Source organism: Dietzia massiliensis (assembly GCF_018390595.1).
Classification (GTDB): domain Bacteria; phylum Actinomycetota; class Actinomycetes; order Mycobacteriales; family Mycobacteriaceae; genus Dietzia; species Dietzia massiliensis.
The window spans coordinates 1-20,045 of sequence record NZ_JAHBAV010000057.1 but is presented as its reverse complement, the minus strand read 5'-3'; the positions used below and the strand labels follow the sequence as shown (position 1 = coordinate 20,045).

Below are 20,045 nucleotides of genomic sequence, written 5' to 3'. Positions count from 1 at the left end.
GAGATGTCTCGTGGGCTCGTGACCGCGCTGGCCGTGGCCCCGCTGCTCGCGGCGGGCCTCGGCGCCGCCCCGGCGGCGGGCGCGCAGGACCTCACCGACGGCGGCCGCCTCGGCGGCGGGTCCTCGCAGCTGCTGCCCGACGGCGTGGCCCTCGGATCCCTCGGCGGCCCCGAGCTCTCGCAGGTCGAGTCGGTCGACCTCGAGCGCTACGCGGGGGAGTGGTTCCAGGTCGCCGCGATCCCGCAGCCGTACACCCTGCAGTGCACCAACGACACCCGCGCCGAGTACGCGGTCACCGCGCCCGGCACGGTCTCGGTCCGCAACAGCTGCGGCTCGGCGATCAGCTCGGACTCGGTGATCGAGGGCGAGGCGAAGGTCCGCGACACGGACACGAACGCCTCCCTGCGGGTGAACTTCCCGATGGTCCCGTTCCAGGACGAGGCCGGACCCGTCAACTACCGGATCACCTACCTCGCCGACGACTACTCGCTGGCGATCGTCGGCGATCCCACCCGCTCGTCGGGCTTCGTCCTCAGCCGCGAGCCCGCGCTCGACGCCGGGCAGTGGGCCACGGTGCGCGACGTCATCGAGGACCGCGGCTGGTGGTCCTGCGCGTTCCTCACCGTCCCGATGGCCGGCGGGCGGGGCGACGCCTCCCCGCTGTGCCTCCTGCCCTGACGCAGACGACCCACATCGACACGGATGAGTGACCGATGAGCATCGACCTGACCTGCACGGTCGCCGCGACGCCCGGGGAGGCGTGGCGCTACTTCGCCTCCCCGGGTGCGTTCCGCCGACTGTCCCCGCCGTTCATGCCGCTGCGTCCGGTCCGGGAGGCGGCGTCCCTGCGGGACGGCCTCGCGGTGCTCGAGCCACGCACGGCCCTGCCCGGCCCGCTGGGCAGGCGGTTCGGCCCCCGGTGGCACGCCCGGCACGATCCCGCCGGCTACGTCGAGGGTGAGCGATTCGTCGACCGCTGCGTGTCGCAGCCCTACGCCGCCGCGACCGGCTGGGTCCACACGCACACCGTCACCGCCGCACCCGACGGCGCCGCGCTCCTCGGCGACCGGGTCGAGGCCCGCGTCCCCGGCGTGGCGCTCGCCCCCGTGTTCGCCTACCGGTACCGGCAGATGGCCGCCGACCTGGCCGCGATCGACCGTCACCGCAGCGCGCCCCTGACGGTCGCCGTGACCGGTGCCTCCGGACTGGTGGGCACGGCCCTGACCGCGCTGCTCGGCGTGGCCGGCCACCGCGTCATCCGCCTGGTGCGCGGATCGGTCGACGACGACAACGACGACGAGGGCGGCGTCGCCCGGGACGGACGCGGTGGCTGGCCGGAGCGGACCTGGGATCCGGACGCCCCCGCCCCAGATCTGCTCGACGGCGTGGACGTGCTGGTCCATCTGGCGGGCGCACCCATCGCGGGCCGGTTCACCGATCGTCACGTCGCACGGGTCCGCGACAGCCGGGTCGGCCCCACGCGTCGGCTCGCCGAGCTCGTCGCCGCCCGGGACGGGGCCACCGCCATGGTCTGCGCCTCGGCCATCGGCTACTACGGCCCCGACCGCGGCGACGAGCAGCTGACCGAGGACTCCGCGCCGGGCACCGGGCCGGTCGCCGACATCGTGGTGGACTGGGAGCGCGACTGCGACCCCGCCCGCGAGGCCGGTGCCCGGGTCGTCTCCGTCCGCACCGGCATTGCCCTGTCCGGGGCCGGCGGGATGCTGCCGCCGCTCGCGGCCCTGACGCGCGCGGGGCTCGGCGGCCGCCTCGGCTCCGGCCGACAGTGGATGTCCTGGATATCTCTGGACGACCTCACCGACATCTACCTGCGCGCGATCGTCGACCCCGCGATGTCGGGGGCGGTCAACGGCACGGCCCCCGAGCCGGTGACGAACTCCGAGTTCACCCGCGTCCTCGGCTCCGTTCTGCGCCGTCCCACCCTCGTCCCCGTGCCGGGGTGGGCCCCAGCGCTCCTGCTCGGTGAGCGCGGGGCCGACGAACTGGCCCTGGCCGATCAGCGGATCCTGCCGCGCACCCTCACCGACGCCGGGCACCACTTCCGGCATCGCACGCTGCGCGCGGCGTTCGAGCACGAACTCGGCGCGGAGGAGGTCCCGACCGCGCTGTAGCGAGGTGCCGACCGCGCTGTAGCGTCAGCGCTGCAGGATCATGGGCACGAGCACCCGGCGCGCCAGCGCCCGGATCTGCTCCTCGGAGTCCACGACGGGCGGGCCGTCCGGCATCACCACGAGCGAGTGCAGGAAGCGACCCACCACGGAGGCGACCTCGAGCGAGAGCTGCTCGGCCTCGTCGGGCTCCATGTGGCGGGTGTGGACGTCGGCGTTCCACGTGCTGCGCACGAACTGCGCGAGCATCTCGATGATCGTGTCGAGCACCGAGTCCGACTGCCCGGCGAGCATCGCCATGGCCTCGACCTTGTCGCTCTCGATCATCCGTCGCAGCAACTCGTTCTGGCGGATGTCGAAGACGGTCCCCACGAGCAGGTCCTCGACGTGCCGGACCGGGTCCCACTCCAGCGATTCGAACGGCGTGTACCGCGCGTTGACGGTCATCATGAGTCGCTGCGCCTCGTGCGCGTAGATCGCCCGCAGGAGGTCGTCGCGGGGCCCCAGCCGACGGTAGAGCGTCACCCGCGTGACGCCGGCGGCCCGCGCGATGTCGTCGGTGCTGGTCCCTTTGATCCCGCGTTCGGCGAACACCGCGGACGCCGTCTCGATCAGACGGACGTCCTCGGCGTCCGGTTCCGCCTCCGGCGTCCGGACACCACCGCGGCCACTGTCACGAGTCACGCCCTCATGTTAGGACGAGAGGCCGCGGCGGCTGCCCGTAACGGGGTGTCGGGGGCCCGCCGGGGTTGTGCTAGCGCGGAGGCTGATCGCCGCCGTCGACGGGATAGCCGCCCTGCTGGCCCTGGCCCCACCGCTGGTCGAAACCGGGCTGACCGGGCGCGGCGCCCCGCGGGCCGTCGATCGCCTGGGTCTCCCGGCTCGACGGGGCGTCGGGGGCGGCGCCGCCCTCGGACTCCGGGACCATGTCGAACACGCCGGGCTTGGGCTTGTCCCGCCGCGGCTCCTCGTCCATCACGGAGGTGGCGCCCTTGGCGGCGGCCTCCGCGGCGGCCACGGAGCGGGCGATCTCCGGATCGGTCCGGGTGTCGAACCACTCGTCGGGTGCCGAGGGCAGATCCGCGTCGGTGTCGACGTCCGACGGCTCGTAGCGGAAGACCCCGTCGTCGTCCTTCTTGGCGACGGCCTTGGCGAACGTCTCCAGGGAGTCGCCGAACTGCGACGGGATCATCCACATGGTGGCCGCGTCGCCCTTGGCCATCTCGGGCAGGTTCTGCACGTACTGGTAGGCCAGCATCTCCGGCGTCGGCTTGGAGGCCTTGACGGCGGCGTTGACCCGCGCGATCGCGGCGGCCTGGCCCTCGGCCACGAGGTAGCGGGCGGCCCGCTCACCCTGCGCGCGCAGCATGCGCGACTGCCGGTCCGCCTCGGCCGCGAGGATCGCTGCCTGCTTGTTGCCCTCGGCGTCGAGGATCGCGGCCTGCTTGGCGCCTTGCGCGGTGGTGATGGCGGCCTCGCGCTGCCCCTCGGCGGTGAGGATGGTGGCGCGCTTCTCGCGGTCCGCGCGCATCTGCTTCTCCATCGAGTCCTGGATGGAGGGCGGCGGATCGATCGAGCGCAGCTCGACCCGGGCGACGCGCAGTCCCCAGCGGCCGGTCTCCGAGTCCAGCACGCCACGCAGCTGCTTGTTGATCATGTCGCGACTGGTGAGCGTCTGCTCCAGGGTCAGGCCGCCCACGACGTTGCGCAGGGTGGTGGTGGCGAGCTGCTCGACGGCGACGATGTAGTTGTTGATCTCGTACACCGCCGACTTGGGGTCGGTGACCTGGAAGTAGACGACCGTGTCGATGCTCAGCGTGAGGTTGTCCTCGGTGATCATCGACTGCGGCGGGAACGTCACGACCCGCTCACGCAGGTCGACCTTTGCGCGCACGCGGTCGATGAACGGGATGATGAGCGTGAGCTGACCACTCACGGTGCGCTGGTAGCGGCCGAGCCGCTCGATGACCGCGGCCTCGGCCTGGGGGATGAGCTTGACCGAGCTCACCACCACCGAGACGATCAGGACGACGATGACGGCGAGGAAGATCAAGCCACCCATGGGTACCTCCGGTTGAGTCGTGCGTATCGGCTGCTGCTGGGAGGCCGCGAACTCATAGGCCGCGCACGACGATCGCCGTGGCCCCTTCGATCTGGTGCACCAGGACCTTGTCGCCGGCCTCGAACGTCTCGCCCTCGATGAGCGGTCGTGCCGTCCAGGTGTCCCCGGCGATCTCGACCAGGCCGCCGGACGGCCCGATCGCCTCGACGACCGTGCCGCCGCGACCGGTGAGGGCGGCCGTGTTGGTGTCGTGCTCGGGCAGCGCGCTGAGCAGGCGCCGACGGACGAGCGGGCGGACGCCGACGACGAGGATGAGCGAGACGAGCGCGAAGGCCAGCGCCTGACCCCACACCGGTGCGCCGAGGAAGGCGGCGGCCGAACCGCCGAGGGCGCCTCCGGCGAGCATGAGCATGAACAGCTCTCCGCCCGCCGCCTCTCCGGCGGCGAGAAGAACCGCTGCCCCGAGCCAGGCGAATCCCACGTGCATGACGCCGACCCTACCGACAACGGGCGGTCGGCAGGTGGACTCTCGGCACGCGACTACGCTCTGGGAACGTGTCGACTCTGAAGAAGTTCGCCTGGCTCTCGGTGGCCACCGCGATCGTCACCATCGCGCTCAAGGTCGGGGCGTGGTGGGTCACCGGCTCGGTCGGCCTGCTCTCCGACGCCGCCGAGTCCGTGGTCAACCTGGTGGCGGCGGCGATCGCGCTCGGGGCGATCAGCGTCTCGGAGCGACCGGCCGATGACGACCACCAGTACGGGCACTCCAAGGCGGAGTACTTCTCGGCGGGTGTCGAGGGCGCGATGATCTTCGTGGCCGCGGCGTTCATCCTGGTCGTGAGCGTGGAGCGGCTGATCAACCCGGCCCCGCTGGAGGCGCTCGGCGTCGGCCTGGCGATCTCGGTGGTCGCCGCGGTCCTCAACGGGGTCGTCGGTCTCGTGCTCGTGCGGGCGGGCGTCCGCCACCGGTCGCCGACCCTGAGGGCGGACGGCAAGCACCTGATCACGGACGTCATCACCTCCGTCGGCGTGGTGGTGGGCCTCGCGCTGGCGTGGGCGACCGGCTGGCAGGTCCTCGACCCGATCGTGGCGATCGGCGTGGGCCTGAACATCCTGTTCATCGGCTACCGGCTGGTGCACGAGTCGGGCATGGGCCTGATGGACGCGACCCTGCCCGACGAGGACAACAGGATGATCGAGGAAGTGCTCGAGCGGCACCGGGAGCCCGGCCGCGTCGACTTCCACGAGCTGCGGACCCGCGAGTCGGGCAAGTGGCGTTTCGTCGAGTTCCACGCCCTCGTCCCGGGCGAGTGGAGCGTCGAGCGCGGGCACGACCTGGTGGAGACCGTGGAGCAGGAGATCCACGCCGCCCTGCCCAACTCGCACATCACCACCCACCTCGAGCCGATCGAGGACGAGCGGGCCTATAACGACGTGCACCTCTAGAGCGCGTCGCGTGGCCTACCTGCCCGCCGCTTGGTGCAGCCCCGCCGCGCGACCGCGACGCCGGTAGTAGCTCCGGCCCGCCACGTTCTGCTGATGCCAGTAACCGCGCAGGAGAAGCGGCAACTCGGGGATCCAGAACCGCTCCTCGAGCGGCAGGACGGGCTCGCGGGTCCCGAGGGTGACGTCCGCGTAGACGATGCCGGGGCCATCGTCGGCCCGCCGGGAGGCGAGCACCGTGCCGGAGGCGTCGACGATCTGCGTGGCGCCGACATACTCCGTCTCGTACGGCACGGACACGGTCGTCCCCGGAGCGAGGAGGAAATCTGTGCGGAACGACCCGCAGTGCGAGGCCTGCAGGACGGGTGCGCCGAGACGGCGGGTGAACTCCGCGGGCGCGTTCTCCGAGAGGTAGCGGTTGTACTGCGCGAGCGGGCCCAGCACACGGTCGGTGAGCCTGCCCCAGTTCCGCGGGACCGTCCACCAGTGCGTGCCGGTGACGGCGACGTCGACACGCCCTCGGAGCCTGCGGACGGTCCCGGTGCGGATGAGCTCCCAGCAGCTCGCCACGCCCACTCCGCCGAGGGCGGTCTCGAACGCGCCGTCGTCAGTGCCATCGCGGTAGAAGCTGCCGCCGGTGTAGAAGCAGTTCTCCCACATCGTCGGCAGGTCCTTGTCGTGCGTGTGCACGGACCCGTCGGGTTCGACCAGGTGATAGCGGTTGAAGACATCGTCGTCGTCGGCCACCACCATCGACCCACCGACGGTGAGGCGGTAGCGCGCGGCGAGGCGGCGGAACATGTCCACCGCCGCGTTCTCGCGCGGCAGGACGGCGTCGTGGACCTCCGGCCGCATCGGCAGCGGCGACGTGCAGAACTCGGGTACCGCGATCAGGCGCGCGCCCCGCTCGGCGGCCTCGACGATCATCGTCTCCAGCCGGCCGAGCGTGAGGTCGACGCGGCCCGGCACGCCCTCCAGCTGCACGGCCGCGGCGCGGACCACCTGTCCCGACAATCGGACCTCCTGCATCGAGCACGGACATGGATAGAGCGTGGACGCGGATCACGCGCGAACGAGCGCGCAGGTCAGCGCCCTGCCCTATGGTCGTCAGCATACAAATCCCGGCGCATTGTCAAGTGCTCTTCGGAAGGATCCATGGAACTCGGCATCGACACCCTGCTCACCCTCCTCGCGGCGGGCCTCATCTTCCTGCTGGCGCTGTGCCTCGGCGTGTGGAAGTACCGCCAGATGGCCACGAGCCCCGGCCACGTCGCGCATCCGTACGTGGACATCGCGCACCGGGCGTCGTTGCTGTACTCGTTCGCGACCCTGCTCATCGCCGTGTTCGTCGAACTGAGCGGCTGGCCGACCTGGGTCAACCTCGCCGCCGCCGGCGTGTTGGTGTTCTTCTTCCTGGTGGCGATCGGCAGCTACATCCTCCACGGCGCGCTGAAGGACACGACCAACCAGTTCGAGCGGCCCACGGTCGCGTTGCACCTCGGCATGGTGGCGCTCATCGTCGGCGAGATCGGAGGGTTCGCGGTGCTGCTCGCGGGGTTCGTCGCCGGGCAGTTCGGAGGTTGAGCGCAGTTCGGGGGCCCGCGGTCGTATCCTCGGCGGTGTGGGCCACCCGATCATGTTCGACGCCGCGGACCCGCTGCTGGCGCGGCTGCGGCAGGTGTGCCTCGCGCTGCCCGACGCCGCCGAGAAGATCTCGCACGGACGCCCCAACTGGTACACGACCAAGGTGTTCGCGGTGTACGGCGGCTCGGTCAAGGGCGACCACGCGGACCCGCTCCTGTCCCGGGCGCTGCTGTTCCTGCCGGATCCGGGGGAGCGCGCGGCGCTGGAGCAGGACGAGCGGTTCCACGTCCCGGCGTACTACGGGCCGGCCGGCTGGCTGGCGCTGCCGCTGGACGATGGACCGGGCGGCGGCGGCCCCGAACCCGACTGGGACGAGGTCGCCGAGCTCGTCGAATCCTCGTACCGGCAGACCGCCGGAACCCGGCGGGTCGCTCGTCTCGACGACGAGCGGGGTGGCTCGCGCGACTAGGCTGGCCGCATGCCGCTGCGCCCCCGCTCCGACGCCGCCTCGCCGCGCCGGCGCTCGTCCGGCGACATGGATCTGGGCACCCGGGCGCTCCTCCTGGGGGTCGGCTCGCTGGTCCTGTCCTGGGTGCCACAGCTCAACATCATCGCGTTCCTCGCCGGGCTCATGGCCGTGGCGTTCGGCCTGCTCGCGCGCTGGCCGACCGGGTGGCTGACCAACGAGGACACCAACCCGCGGCGTGGGCTGTGGGGCGTGGTGCTGGGCTCGATCGCGCTGGTCGTGTTCGTGGTGACCGCGGTGCGGTACTCGGCGCTGTAGGGGCCGGCGCCAGCCGCGCGGAACCACCGTGCGGTGCGATCAGCGCAGGTTGGAGACGACCCAGCCGATCGCCGTGCGCATCCGGCGGGCGAACTCCCCGGGGTGCGTCGCGCACGCGGCATGCCCGGCGTGGACCGGGAACACCGCGCTGTGGGGCAGCAGGTCGGCCATCTCGTCCTGCACCCACTGCGGGAACGCCAGGTCCCGGGTGGTCTTGACGACGGCCACCGGCAGCGTGAGCTCGTGCAGCCACGACGTCGAGTTGAAACCCGCGACCTGCGCGATGACGTTGCGGTGCGTCGCGAACGACACCGAGGACAACTCGCGCAGGGCCCACGCGTGCGGTCGGAGTACCTCGTCGTCGACCTTCTCCTCCACGACCTCGCCGACCTCGTCCGGCACCGCGTTGAGCAACGGGGCGGAGCGCGTCAGGCCACCGAGCGACATCCTCTCGATCGCGTTGCGCCGCGCGCCGGTGCCGGTCGCGGCCAACACCAGCCCGCCGAGGCGAGACGGGTCGCGGCGCGCGGCCAGCTGGGACACGATCCCGCCCATCGAGTACCCGCCCAGCACGGGCGCGGGCAGCTCGAGGTGGTCGGCGACCCGGAGCACGTCGTCGGCGAGGGTCTCGAACGTGAACTCGCCGTGGAAGCCGTGGCCGTGCCAGCGCTGATCGAAGGTGATGAGCCGGTGCTCGCCGCGGAGCCGCTCGAACGTCTGGTACCAGTTGAGCATCCCCGTGGCCGCCATGCCGTGCAGCAGGATCACCGGCGTGAGGTGCTCCTCGCCCGTGTCGTGGACGCGGGTGGTGACCCCGTCGGCGAGCGAGACGATCCGCCCCGGCGGCAGCAGCGACAGGTCCGGCACCATCCGCGGCACACGCGCGGCCACCCGCGGCAGCGATCCGACAGGCCTCCTGGTCACGCGCAACCTCCTGGGGTCGTGTCCTTATTGTGGGGCACCCGGCGGCCGGGCGCATCCGCGTCAGTCCACGGACACCAGTCCCTCCTGCTCGAGGAAGTCCCGCGCGACCAGCGCGGGATCCTCTCCGTCGACGTCCACGCGCATGTTCATCTCCACCATCACCTCGTTGGTGAGCAGGTCCACCAGCGGCGCGAGGACGTCCTCGATCTGCGGATGCGCGTCCAGCACCTCGCCACGGACGACGGTGGCGAGGTTGTAGACGGGGAAGAAGTGCTGATCGTCCTCGAGGACCACGAGGTCGAGGCCCTTGACCCGGCCGTCGGTCGTGTAGACCTCGCCGAAGCGGCACTCCCGGCCGACCGAGGTGGCCTGGTAGATGATCCCGGGCTGCATGATCGGCGTGGGGACGGCCGCCGCGTCGAACCCGTACGCCTCGGCGAGCCCCGGCCAGCCGTCGCGGCGCACCGAGAACTCGGTCTCCATGCACGTGACAGCCGACTGGGGGTCGGTGCGGACGAGCTCGGCGTAGTCGGAGAACGTCCGCACCCCGGTCTCCTCGGCGGTCGCCCGGTTCATGGCGAACGAGTACGTGTTGTCCACGGTCGTGGGCGGCAGCCAGCGCAGGTCGTGCTCGGCCAGGTCGGCGTCGCGCACCGCCTCCCACTGCCCCTGCGGGTCGCGGATCGGCTCGGAGTTGCCCAGGTAGCTCATCCACGCGGTGCCCGTGTACTCCATACCGATGTCGACCTGCCCGGTCACCAGCGCCTGTCGGAAGCTGTTGGACCCGGCCAGCGACGACATGTCGGACACCTCCATGCCGGCCGCGGCGAGGAGGAACTCCACGAGATAGCTGGCGATGACGCCCTCGGTGAAATCCTTGCCGCCCACCGTGATGCGCACGCCCTCGAGCTCGGGCACCGTGCCGGCCGGCCCGGGTGACACGGGCAGCGGTACGGACCCGCCGTTGTTGAGGCCGCAGCCGGTCGCGAGCAGCACGGTGGTGAGCAGGGCGGCGGCGAGGCGTCTGACGGGCGAGGTTATCGTGCTGGTCATCGCAGCCCCTTCGGGTTGAGCAGGAGCTCGCCGACCCCGCCGAGCCAGTCGACGAACAGTGCCAGACACACCGCGAGGACCGAGCCCACGGCCAGCGTCGTGTAGTCCTGCAGGCGGTACCCGGTGTCGATGAAGATGCCCAGCCCGCCGGCGTCCACCAGGAAACTCAGCGTGGCCGTGCCCACCGCCAGCACGAGCGTGGTGCGCAGCCCCGCGAGGATGAACGGCACCGCCAGCGGCAGCTCGACCGTCCGCAGGACGCGGGCGCTCGTCATCCCCTGACCGCGCGCGGCGTCGATGAGCGCCGGGTCGACGTTGCGGATCCCCACGATCGTGTTCCGCAGCACCGGCAACAGCGAGTAGACCGCCACCGGCAGAACCCCGATCCAGAAGCCCGTCCGGTTGGTCGCCAGGAACAGCAACACGATCAGCCCGATCGCCGGCGCCGCCTGCCCGATGTTGGCGAACCCCACCGCCACCGGCGCGAGGAACCGCGTCCGCCGGCGGGTGAGCAGGATCCCCAGGGGGACGCCCACCGCCACGACGATCGCCACCACCGTCACCGTGATCTGCACGTGCTCGAGCGTCCGCTGGGTGAGGGAGGCCGCGTTGAGCGAGGCCTGCTGTGTCTCGTCGAGCTCGCGGGAGAAGGCCCACCACAGCACCCCGGCCGCCGCGGCCACGATGACCAGCGGCTGCACCAGCAACCTCGCCGACCCGCCGCGGGCCACGGCAGCGGGGGCGCTCACGCCGGACCCTCCTGGCCGGGGATCGGGTCCGCGTCGTTGTGCCGGTGGTTGATGCGCCGCAGCTCGGCCACGAGGTCGTCGATGCCGATGGTGCCGCGGTACACCCCGTCGCGGTCCACGACCACCGTGGTGGCGCTCGCCGTGGACAGCAGTCCGTCGAGCGCCTCCTGCAGGGACGAGTCCACCGTCACGGACCCGACCACCGGCAGCCCGCCCGACCGCAGATCAGGCATACGGGCCACCGTGTCGCCGCGCACCCACCGCAGGGGCCGGCCCGCGTCGTCGAGCACGACCGCCCACTCGTCGCCGGACCCGCGCAACCGGGTGGCGAACTCGGCCGGGTCGTCCGAGGCCCTCGCCGTCGTCGCCTCTCCCAGGTCCACGTCACCCACGCGCCGGAGGGTGAGGGTCTTGAGCGCGGCGTCGTCACCGATGAACCCGCTCACCGTGTCGTCCGCCGGGTTGGTGAGGATGGCCTCCGGGGTGTCGAACTGCAGGACCGACGACCCGGGGCCGAGGACCGCGATCTTGTCGCCGAGCCGGACCGCCTCGTTGAAGTCGTGGGTGACGAACACGATGGTCTTGCGCAGGTCGTCCTGGAGCCGCAGCAACTCGTCCTGCAGCGACGACCGCGTGATGGGGTCGACCGCGCCGAACGGCTCGTCCATGAGCAGCACCGGCGGATCCGCGGCGAGCGCCCGCGCGACGCCGACGCGCTGCTGCTGCCCGCCCGACAGCTGCGCGGGGTAGCGGTCGCGATAGTCCGACGGGTCCAGTCCCACCAGGTCGAGCATCTCGTCCACCCGCGCCCGGATCCGCGGCTTCTTCCACTTGAGTAGACGCGGAACCGTGCCGACGTTCTGTGCGACCGTCATGTGGGGGAACAGCCCGGAGGCCTGGATGGCGTAGCCGATGGAGCGGCGCAGGGTGTCGGCGTCGAGGCCGCGGTTGTCCTGACCGTCGATCGTGATGGTGCCCGAGGACGGCTCGATGAGGCGGTTGATCATCCGCATGGTGGTGGTCTTGCCGCAGCCCGAGGGCCCGACGAACACCGTGGTCCGTCCGGCGGGCAGCTCGAGGGAGACGCGGTCCACCGCCGGCCGCTACTGACCGGGGTAGATCTTGGTGACGTCGTCCAGGACGATCGGGACGCCCGACACGGACCCCGACACGGACTCTGTACTGGTCGAACCGGTGCTGGTCACTGGTTCCCCCTGATGGTCAGACGTCCGAGCAGGACGAGGAGCGCGTCGAGGACGAGCGCGAGGACGACGATGAGCACGGTCGCGGTCAGCGCCATGGGCAGCGCGGTGGGCGTGCCGACCCGGGACAGTGCCGCGAAGATGAGGTTGCCCAGCCCGGGACCCTTGACGTACGCGGCGATCGCGAGGATGCCCATCGACATCTGCGTGGAGATGCGGATCCCGGCGAGGATCGACGGCCAGGCCAGCGGCACTTCGACCCGGGCGAGCACCCCGACCCGACTCATCCCCACGCCGCGCGCGGCGTCGACGGTCGCGGCGGGCACGGCGTCCAGGCCGACGATCGTGTTGCGCAGGATCGGCAGCACGGCGTAGATGACCAGCGCGGTCATGGTGGGCAGCACGCCCAGCCCCAGCACCGGGATGAGCAGACCGAGCAGCGCGAACGACGGCACCGTGAGCGCCGTGGCGGCCAGGCCGGTGGCGACCGCCGATCCCGACCGGCTGCGGTAGACGGCCACGCCGATCGCCACCGACAGCAGTGTCGCCATCAGCACCGCCTGCACCGTGGCGCTGACGTGCTGCCACGAGTCCGTGGCCAGCTGGAGACGGCGCGTGGAGAGGAAGTCCATCAGGGCGGTCATCGCATCTCGGCTCCGTCGGGTCGGCGCGGTACGGGTGCGACCACGTTAGCGTCGTCCGCACCTGTAGAGGGCGGAGTCGGGACATCCCGCGCGGGATCGGCTGTGGGAGCGCGGTGCGGTCGTGCACCATGTAGACATGACGCCACGGCCCACCCGTCCCCTGGATCCCGACCTGACGGAGCACCTCGACGAGCTCCTCGCCGCGAGCGGTCGCATCGCCCGCCGGCACTTCTACGGTGACCTCGCGGCGCTCGCCGCCACGGACAAGGCCGCCCCGGGCTCGGACGGCACAGTCTCGAACGGCGCGGCCGTCGGCGGGAACGGGCACCGATACGACCCCGTCACCGAGGCCGACCGTGCGATCGAGGAGCTCCTGCGCGCGGGGATCTCGTCGATGTCCCCGGGCGACCGGGTGGTGGGGGAGGAGAACGGTGTCACCGGCCCGGCCGACGCCGCCCGCACGTGGTACCTGGATCCGATCGACGGGACCAAGGCATTCCTCACCGGGATGACGGGGTGGGGGACCCTGGTCGGCGTGGTGGAGGACGGTCGCGCCGTCGCGGGTTGGATGGACCAGCCGGTGTTGGGCGAGACGTTCTCCGCCGTCCACGGGCGCGCCACCGTGCGGCGCCGCACCAACGGGCCGGAAGCCATCGACCTGCGCGTATCGGGCTGCACCGAGCTGTCCGAGGCGATCATGTACACCACGCATCCGTCGATGTTCGGTGACGACGGCGAGGTGCGCAGCCGCTACGACGACCTCGGTCGCCGCGTCCGCCTCCAGCGCTTCGGCGGGGACTGCTACGCCTACTGCATGCTCGCCGCGGGGCGCGTCGATCTGGTCGTGGAGGCCGACCTGAAGTCCTACGACATCGTGGCGCTGATCCCGATCATCGAGGCCGCGGGCGGCGTGATCACCGGCCCGGACGGCCGGCAGCCGCTCGAGGGCGGGACCGTGGTGGCGGCGGCGACGCCCGAGCTGGCCGAGCAGGCCTGGGCGGTACTGCGGCCGTAGCGCGCCTGACGCCGGGCCTGACCCGATTCAGGCGAGGTCGGCCCGCATCCTCCACATCGGCGGCGCTTCCGGTGCCTCCGACCGGGCGGTGACGGTGAAGCCGAGCCGCTCGTACAGCCGCACGTTGAGTGGGTCGGAGGTCTCCAGTGCCATCGAACGCGCGCCCCGGCGGACGGCCTCGACGATCGCGAACCGCGTCAGGGCGCTGCCGAGCCCGCGTCCCCGGGCGCTCGGGAGCACGCCGAGCGTCTCGAGCCTCCAGTCCGCCTCGGGATCGCCGCCGCTCGTGAGTCGATCGATGCGGTCGCCGTGCAGGGCGACGATCCGCGCCACGGTTTCAGGCGCGGGGTCGGGGGTCCGAGGCGGCAGGACCGCGATCACGCCGTCGACGGCTCCCCCCTGCGCGGGGTCGTCGCTCACCGCGACGAGGCCGTGCCGAACCGCGTGATGCAGGTACAGCTCCTGGAGCGCGCGCAGCCTGTCCTGGTAACCCTCTGCCGGGATGACATATCGCGTCCACGGGTAGTCGGCGAACGCGGCGGCGAGAGTGTCGGCCGCCGGGCCCACGTCCGCGACGTCGGCGAGACGGGGCGACGAGTGGGGAGAACTCACTCGGGCGACGGTACCCGGATCGGATGCGGCGCCCGTCACAGGGCGATACAACCGAGTGATGGAGCGACATCCCCGGGGTGATGCGTCCCCCGACACCGGGTCAGGGGCAGGCACACGCAGGCGTAAGCGCCGGCTCGGCACCATCAAGAAGGCCGTACCCGCCCGGATGGACCGCCTTCCCTGGGCGGGGATCCACTGGAAGATCATCGTGGGCCTCGGAACCGTGTGGATCCTCGACGGCCTCGAGGTCACCCTCATCGGCTCACTGGCCGCGCGCCTAGTGGAGCCCGGCAGTGGCTGCCGATCACGGAGGGCCAGATCGGTCTCGCAGCGTCGATCTACATCTTCGGTGCCTGCCTGGGTGCGCTGTTCTTCGGCCGGCTCACCGACAAGTGGGGCCGCAAGAAGCTGTTCATGCTCACCCTGGTGGTGTACTGCGTCGCCACGTTCGCCACGGCGTTCGCGGTCGAGCCGTGGATGTTCTTCATCTGCAGATTCTTCACGGGCGCCGGCATCGGCGGTGAGTACGCGGCGATCAACTCCGCGGTCGACGAGCTGATCCCCGCCCACTACCGCGGTCGCGTGGACGTCCTCATCAACGGCACCTACTGGCTGGGCGCGACGTTCGGGTCGTTCTACTCGCTGTTCTTCCTCAACACGGCGATGTTCGCCGAGAACCTGGGCTGGCGGTTCGCGCTCGGCGTGGGCGCGCTGCTGGGCGTCGTGATCATCTTCGTCCGCCGGCACGTCCCGGAGAGTCCGAGGTGGCTGTTCATCCACGGCCGCGAGGACGAGGCCGAGGAGATCGTCGAGAGGATCGAGAAGCAGATCCGGAAGGAGACCGACGAGCCGCTCGAGAAGGTCGGCCGTGACGAGCGGATCACCATCCACCAGCGGGCCTCGATCCCCTTCAGCGAGATCGCGAAGACCGCCTTCGGTAAGTACCCCAGGCGGGCGATCCTGTGCCTGGCGCTGTTCATCGGGCAGGCGTTCCTCTACAACGGCATCACCTTCAACCTCGGCACGCTCTACCAGAACTACTACGGCATCGACGCGGGCTCGGCGCCGCTGCTGCTGGCCCTGTTCGCGATCGTCAACTTCCTCGGCGCGCTCATCCTGGGCCCGCTGTTCGACAAGGTCGGCCGCAAGAAGATGATCGCCGGCACCTACCTCGGGTCGGCGCTCGTGACGGTTCCGCTGTACTTCGTCTTCCTCAATGAGACGGGCGGCCTGTGGGGCTTCGTGGCGCTGCTGTCGCTGACGTTCTTCATCGCCACGGCGGGTGCGTCGGCCGCCTACCTCACCGTCAGCGAGATCTTCCCCATGGAGACCCGCGCGCTGGCGATCGCCTTCTTCTACGCGATCGGCACGGGCGTCGGCGGCATGATCGGCCCGCTGCTCTTCGGTAACTTCATCGAGAGCGGCGACCGCGGACTGGTCGGCGTGGGCTTCCTCATCGCGGCGGCGATCATGGCGATCGGCGGCATCGCCGAGATCGTCCTCGGCGTCGACGCGGAGGGGAAGTCCCTCGAGGACATCGCCGCGCCGATCACCGCGCAGAAACCGGGGGAGGAGAACGCGACCACGTGACCGAGTCCTTTTTCAATGCCTGAGCCGCTGTAATGACTGAGCCACTGTTCGGCGTCCACCGCGCGCCGTCGCTGCTCGGCCCGGGCGCGGTGCACGTGCCGGACTGGATGAGCCGGGAGCAGCAGGAGTACCTGCTCCGGGCGTGCGCGGACTGGGCGGCCGTGGCGACGCCCCGCTCGATCGTCCTGCCCGGCGGCGGGCGCATGTCGGTGCGGACGTTCAGCCTCGGACGTCACTGGACCCCGTATAGATACGACGACGACGACGAGGACACCCCGCCCATCCCGGATTGGCTCGTGCGGGCCGCGCGAACCGCGCTGACCTCGGCCGCGGCGGTCGATCCGCGCGCCGCGGTCCTCAACGGCGGCGATCACAAGCCCGGCGATCACGAGCGCAGCGGGGCGCCCGCCTACACCCCCGATGCCGCCCTGGTGAACCTCTACGGGCGTGGCGCGACGATGGGCCTGCATCAGGATCGCGACGAGGCGAGCCTGGCGCCCGTCGTGTCGTTCAGCCTGGGCGACGCGTGTACGTTCCGCTTCGGCACGCCCGAGCACCGCGGCCGACCGTACACGGACGTCCGCCTGGAGTCGGGCGATCTGGTGGTGTTCGGCGGCCCGTCGCGGATGGCGTTCCACGGCGTGCCCAAGGTCTTCGACTCCACGGCGCCGTCGTGGTGCCGCGAGGTGCTGGGCGCCGAGCCGGGGCGGGTCAACATCACGCTGCGGATGACCCGACCGGCTGCATGACCCGGCCGCCGGCACGACCCGGCCGGCTGCATGCGCCGACACCCTAGGCTGGGCGGATGACCTCAGACCGCGGCGCCTCGCAGAACCCGTCGACCGGCCGTGCCCGGACCGTCCTCGTGGTGGCGCTCGTCGCCGTCCTGGCGGCGGTCGCCGCGGTCGCCACAGTGCTCGTCTCGTCCGCGACGTACGCCCCGGGCGAGCGCACGCTGTCGCCGAAGATCCAGGTGGCGGCCGGATCCGATCACGTCGACCCCTTCGCCGGACTGGTCATCCGCGTCCCCGAGGGATGGCGGGCAGAGTCGGGCGAGCTGATCTTCGGTACCACCGCGATGAGCCCGGAGCAGGGCACGGAGCAGGGCGGGGACGGCGTCGTGCTGGCGGGCGCGCTCACCGAGGACCTGTTCGACCCGCGCGACCCGGACAACCGGCTGGCGGCGTTCGCGCTGGCAAACGGGATGGGGCCGGTTCTGCTCCCCGTCCCGGGCCGGCCGGTCGAGGAGAGGATCGAACACCTCTCCACCCGAGTCGGCGACGGCTGGTCCGTGTCGTTCCGCGTTCTCCCGGCGGTCCGGCAGGACATCATCGGCCCGGAGGGCGCCCTCGTGTACTCGGCGGTCGTCGGGGAGGGCGCGCAGCGCTACTGGCTCACCTACATCGCCCGCCCGGGCGACGGCGCCATGACCTCGCCGACCGCGGAATGGGCGGACGAGATCGTCGAGCGCCTGCGGCCCGTCGATGAGGGCTACTACGCACCACTCGGCCCCGGCGGGGAGCCGGGGGAGGAGCCGGTCGGCGCGCCGGCCTGACCCCCGCCCGTCAGGGCCGCATTCGGCGGAAGCCCACCACCGGGTTCCCGCCGGCGACGCCGTCGATCGGCGCGCACACCGCCTCGACCTGTTGACGGGCCTGCTCCCGCACGGGCGTGGCCGGGTCGAGGACCGACAGGTACTCGGAGTGCTGGGCCAGCGCGTCCACGGCCGGCTCGACGAAGCCCGTGACCTCCACGTAGTGCGTGGGCTCGACGGCCGACTCGAACCACATCTGCGGCCGCCCCTCCGCGGCGTCCACGCCGACGGCCGCCACGAGGTCGTCGTACGCCGCGCCGACGGCCGCGCCGAACTCCATGTGGTCGCTCTGGTTGGGTGCGCCGGGGGCCCACTCGGGACCGGAGTACAGCGAGACCACGACGTCCGGGCGGTGACGCCGGATCGCGTCGGCCACCGCGTCACGCAGCGCCGCGTTGTTGACGATGCGACTGTCCGGGAAGCCCAGGAACTCCACCTCGTCCACGCCGACGATCGCCGAGGACCGCCGCTGCTCCTCTTCGCGGACCGGGCCCGCGAGCGCCGGCGACATGCCCTCGATGCCGGCCTCACCGCTCGAGGCCAGGACGTAGACCACGCTGCGCCCCTCGGCCGTCCACCGCGCCACGGCGGCGGACATGCCGTATTCGGGATCGTCGGGGTGGGCGACGAGGACCAGGCAGCGGGTCCAGTCGGTGGGGAAGGGCTCCGGGAGCGTCGACGGCCCGCCCGTGCCCGTCGCCTCGGTCGAGTCCGTCTTCTCCGGCTGGTCGGGGGATTCGCTCATGGCACGAGTATGACCCGCCGGGTGCGCGCACGCCCGCCGTCGCGAGAACGCGCCCCGTAATCTGGTGGCGCACTTCGTCGTCGTCGTCACCTAAACGGAGGCCCCTGTGTCCGCACTCTTCCCCGACTACCGCCCCGCCTGGGAAACCGACGACCACCGGCTGCTGCGCGAGCACGCCCGCGCGTTCTTCGCCAAGGAGATGACCCCCAACCAGGAGAAGTGGGCCGCGCAGAAGCACGTCGACCGCGAGACCTGGCTGCGCACCGGCGAGGCCGGCCTGATCTGCCTCGACGTGCCCGAGGAGTACGGCGGCCAGGGCGGCGACCCCGGCATGGAGTACCTCGTCACCGAGGAGCTCGTCTACTCCGGCGACACCGCCTTCGGCATGGGCGTGGGCTCCACCATCACCCCGCACTACGTGGCCAACTACGCCACCGAGGAACAGAAGAAGGCGTGGCTGCCCAAGATGTGCTCGGGCGAGTGGATCTCCGCGATCGCCATGACCGAGCCCGGCGCCGGCTCCGACCTCAAGGGCGTGCGCACCACCGCCAAGCGTGACGGCGACTCCTACGTCATCAACGGCTCCAAGACCTTCATCTCCAACGGCGGCTCCGCCGACTTCGTGGTGGTCGCAGCCAAGACGGACCCCGACGCAGGCCACAAGGGCATGGCCCTGTTCGCGGTCGAGGCCTCCACGCCCGGGTTCGAGCGCGGTCGCGTGCTGGAGAAGATGGGCCGCCACGGCGCCGACACCGCCGAGCTGTTCTTCAACGACATGCGCGTGCCCGCCGCCAACCTGCTCGGTGGCGAGGAGGGGCAGGGCTTCTACCAGCTCATGAACCAGCTCCCGCGCGAGCGCCTGGCCATCGCCGTGGACGCGCTCGCCATGGCCGAGGCCGCCGTCGTGGAGACCATCGCGTACACCAAGGAGCGGCAGGCGTTCGGCCAGCCGGTGCTGGACTTCCAGAACACCCGCTTCGAGCTGGCACACTGCAAGACCCAGGTCATGGCCACCCGCACGTTCGTCGACTACTGCGTCCAGCGCGAGATCGCCGGTGAGCTCGACGCCGTGACCGCCTCCATGGCCAAGATGCAGGCCACCGACATGCTCGACGACGTCGTGGACCGCTGCCTCCAGCTCTTCGGCGGCTACGGCTACATGATGGAGTACCCCATCACCCAGAAGTTCGCGGCCGCCCGCGTTATGCGGATCTACGGCGGCACCAACGAGATCATGAAGGAGGTCATCGGCCGGGCGCTGTAGTCGGCCTGCGGGGCACGACCGGGTCCACTGGGCGGCGCTGCGCTGCGCGGGCTGGCTGCGCTGCTCGGGGCTGCGCTGCGCGGGCTGGCTGCGCTGCTCGGGGCTGCGCTGCGCGAGGTTGGCGAGGCGCCCGGGTTTGCGCGGTGTCGGGTACCGGGTTGGCGCTGTGCCGCGGCCGCCGTCTTTTTCCGGCGCTCTCCGTTCCGCTTGACCGATCGCGCGCGCCTCAGGGTGCGCGCGATTCCGCGTTGACTGGGCGCTTGCTGGGCGGGTGCTGCCGTCCGGCCAGGCGTCGCTAGGGGCGCCTGGCTCGGGACGCGACGGCGGCTCAAGCCGCGTTGCAAGCGCGGACCGTCTGGTGTCGTGCGGGGTTTCGAAACTCGCCAGTCGGCTTGTGGGAAGCCCTTGTGGTGTCGAACACGTGGGCGTAGAATAGAACACGTATTCGAGACAAGTCGCGGCCCGGCCGCGCAGTCGACCACGGGGGGTGGGGCATGGACGGCGATTCCGAGCGCACTGCTGGCGGTCCCACTGGCTCGTCTGGCCGTGCTGGCTCTGCCGGTGGCGGCGCTGCCGCGGCGATGACGGGCCTGACTGCGGCGGCGCGGGAGGGGTGGGCGGCGGAGAATCGCGCGGCGGCGCAGCGTCTGG

Annotated in this window: 20 protein-coding genes and 2 pseudogenes; 11 read left to right on the top strand and 11 right to left on the bottom strand. The window is 71.5% G+C overall.

All coding sequences use genetic code 11. The features are described 5' to 3' along the window. Positions 1–3 precede the first annotated feature (3 nt). Positions 4–678: a lipocalin family protein gene (locus KHA85_RS13785; RefSeq protein ID WP_213186235.1), complete on the top strand. Its 675-nt coding sequence runs from the start codon at positions 4–6 to the stop codon at positions 676–678. A 35-nt stretch (positions 679–713) separates the two neighbouring features. Next, the gene (locus KHA85_RS13780; RefSeq protein ID WP_213186231.1) at positions 714–2,132 is read left to right on the top strand and encodes a TIGR01777 family oxidoreductase; all 1,419 of its coding nucleotides are present in this window, start codon (positions 714–716) and stop codon (positions 2,130–2,132) included. Between the two features lie 24 nt (positions 2,133–2,156). Here the strand turns inward: KHA85_RS13780 and KHA85_RS13775 are convergent, their stop codons facing one another. The 3 genes from KHA85_RS13775 to KHA85_RS13765 all read right to left on the bottom strand — a co-directional run bounded on the left by KHA85_RS13775 (position 2,157) and on the right by KHA85_RS13765 (position 4,678). Further along, a complete protein-coding gene (locus tag KHA85_RS13775) occupies positions 2,157–2,813 on the bottom strand; it encodes a TetR/AcrR family transcriptional regulator (protein ID WP_213186230.1) in 657 nt (218 codons plus the stop codon). A gap of 70 nt (positions 2,814–2,883) precedes the next feature. Beyond that, complete coding sequence (locus tag KHA85_RS13770) at positions 2,884–4,191, bottom strand: SPFH domain-containing protein (RefSeq protein ID WP_213186229.1); 1,308 nt, start codon at positions 4,189–4,191, stop codon at positions 2,884–2,886. A 52-nt stretch (positions 4,192–4,243) separates the two neighbouring features. Continuing rightward, positions 4,244–4,678 carry an NfeD family protein gene (locus KHA85_RS13765; protein WP_007631208.1) on the bottom strand — a complete coding sequence of 145 codons (435 nt, stop codon included), beginning with the start codon at positions 4,676–4,678 and terminating at the stop codon, positions 4,244–4,246. Positions 4,679–4,746: 68 nt separating this feature from the next. Here KHA85_RS13765 and KHA85_RS13760 point away from each other — a divergent pair, with 68 nt between their 5' ends. Then, the gene (locus KHA85_RS13760) at positions 4,747–5,637 is read left to right on the top strand and encodes a cation diffusion facilitator family transporter (RefSeq protein WP_213186228.1); all 891 of its coding nucleotides are present in this window, start codon (positions 4,747–4,749) and stop codon (positions 5,635–5,637) included. Between the two features lie 15 nt (positions 5,638–5,652). Here the strand turns inward: KHA85_RS13760 and KHA85_RS13755 are convergent, their stop codons facing one another. Further along, on the bottom strand, positions 5,653–6,648 hold the full coding sequence (locus KHA85_RS13755; RefSeq protein ID WP_236885704.1) for a carbon-nitrogen hydrolase family protein: 996 nt from the start codon (positions 6,646–6,648) through the stop codon (positions 5,653–5,655). 141 nt (positions 6,649–6,789) lie between these two features. Between KHA85_RS13755 and KHA85_RS13750 the strand changes: the two genes are divergently transcribed. From KHA85_RS13750 to KHA85_RS13740, 3 genes are read left to right on the top strand one after another with little or no spacing between them, the layout of a single operon-like run. Beyond that, positions 6,790–7,218 carry a hypothetical protein gene (locus KHA85_RS13750; protein ID WP_213186227.1) on the top strand — a complete coding sequence of 143 codons (429 nt, stop codon included), beginning with the start codon at positions 6,790–6,792 and terminating at the stop codon, positions 7,216–7,218. A gap of 37 nt (positions 7,219–7,255) precedes the next feature. Next, positions 7,256–7,687, top strand: coding sequence for an MmcQ/YjbR family DNA-binding protein (locus KHA85_RS13745; RefSeq protein WP_213186226.1), 432 nt, complete (start codon positions 7,256–7,258; stop codon positions 7,685–7,687). 9 nt (positions 7,688–7,696) lie between these two features. Then, positions 7,697–8,002, top strand: a complete 306-nt coding sequence (locus KHA85_RS13740; protein WP_213186225.1) for a hypothetical protein — start codon at positions 7,697–7,699, stop codon at positions 8,000–8,002. Between the two features lie 39 nt (positions 8,003–8,041). Here KHA85_RS13740 and KHA85_RS13735 read toward each other — a convergent pair whose 3' ends face one another. The 5 genes and pseudogenes from KHA85_RS13735 to KHA85_RS13715 form a co-directional block, all read right to left on the bottom strand. After that, positions 8,042–8,926 (bottom strand): alpha/beta fold hydrolase, encoded by an 885-nt coding sequence (locus tag KHA85_RS13735; RefSeq protein ID WP_308936960.1) that lies wholly within the window; start codon positions 8,924–8,926, stop codon positions 8,042–8,044. 60 nt (positions 8,927–8,986) lie between these two features. Beyond that, complete coding sequence (locus KHA85_RS13730; protein WP_213186224.1) at positions 8,987–9,979, bottom strand: glycine betaine ABC transporter substrate-binding protein; 993 nt, start codon at positions 9,977–9,979, stop codon at positions 8,987–8,989. Beyond that, positions 9,976–10,728: an ABC transporter permease gene (locus KHA85_RS13725; protein WP_213186223.1), complete on the bottom strand. Its 753-nt coding sequence runs from the start codon at positions 10,726–10,728 to the stop codon at positions 9,976–9,978. Before KHA85_RS13725 ends, KHA85_RS13730 begins: the two co-directional genes overlap by 4 nt. Further along, positions 10,725–11,933: pseudogene (locus KHA85_RS13720) on the bottom strand (ABC transporter ATP-binding protein). The gene KHA85_RS13725 and the pseudogene KHA85_RS13720 overlap by 4 nt, the downstream one beginning before the upstream one ends. Continuing rightward, positions 11,930–12,574, bottom strand: a complete 645-nt coding sequence (locus KHA85_RS13715; protein WP_213186222.1) for an ABC transporter permease — start codon at positions 12,572–12,574, stop codon at positions 11,930–11,932. The pseudogene KHA85_RS13720 and the gene KHA85_RS13715 overlap by 4 nt, the downstream one beginning before the upstream one ends. Before the next feature lie 136 nt (positions 12,575–12,710). Here KHA85_RS13715 and KHA85_RS13710 point away from each other — a divergent pair, with 136 nt between their 5' ends. Then, complete coding sequence (locus tag KHA85_RS13710; protein WP_213186221.1) at positions 12,711–13,589, top strand: inositol monophosphatase family protein; 879 nt, start codon at positions 12,711–12,713, stop codon at positions 13,587–13,589. A gap of 27 nt (positions 13,590–13,616) precedes the next feature. Here KHA85_RS13710 and KHA85_RS13705 read toward each other — a convergent pair whose 3' ends face one another. Further along, positions 13,617–14,201, bottom strand: coding sequence for a GNAT family N-acetyltransferase (locus KHA85_RS13705; protein WP_308936959.1), 585 nt, complete (start codon positions 14,199–14,201; stop codon positions 13,617–13,619). Between the two features lie 166 nt (positions 14,202–14,367). Between KHA85_RS13705 and KHA85_RS13700 the strand changes: the two are divergent. From KHA85_RS13700 to KHA85_RS13690, 3 genes and pseudogenes are all read left to right on the top strand, one after another. Continuing rightward, positions 14,368–15,791 (top strand): annotated as a pseudogene (locus KHA85_RS13700) (MFS transporter). Between the two features lie 32 nt (positions 15,792–15,823). Further along, complete coding sequence (locus KHA85_RS13695; RefSeq protein WP_213186219.1) at positions 15,824–16,540, top strand: alpha-ketoglutarate-dependent dioxygenase AlkB family protein; 717 nt, start codon at positions 15,824–15,826, stop codon at positions 16,538–16,540. A gap of 56 nt (positions 16,541–16,596) precedes the next feature. After that, on the top strand, positions 16,597–17,346 hold the full coding sequence (locus KHA85_RS13690) for an APA family fibronectin-binding glycoprotein (protein WP_213186218.1): 750 nt from the start codon (positions 16,597–16,599) through the stop codon (positions 17,344–17,346). 10 nt (positions 17,347–17,356) lie between these two features. On the opposite strand, the gene KHA85_RS13685 is transcribed toward KHA85_RS13690, so the two are convergent. Continuing rightward, complete coding sequence (locus tag KHA85_RS13685) at positions 17,357–18,130, bottom strand: PIG-L deacetylase family protein (RefSeq protein WP_236885703.1); 774 nt, start codon at positions 18,128–18,130, stop codon at positions 17,357–17,359. Positions 18,131–18,236: 106 nt separating this feature from the next. On the opposite strand from KHA85_RS13685, the gene KHA85_RS13680 reads away from it, so the two are divergent. Then, positions 18,237–19,394: an acyl-CoA dehydrogenase family protein gene (locus KHA85_RS13680; RefSeq protein ID WP_213186217.1), complete on the top strand. Its 1,158-nt coding sequence runs from the start codon at positions 18,237–18,239 to the stop codon at positions 19,392–19,394. Positions 19,395–20,045: the final 651 nt, after the last annotated feature.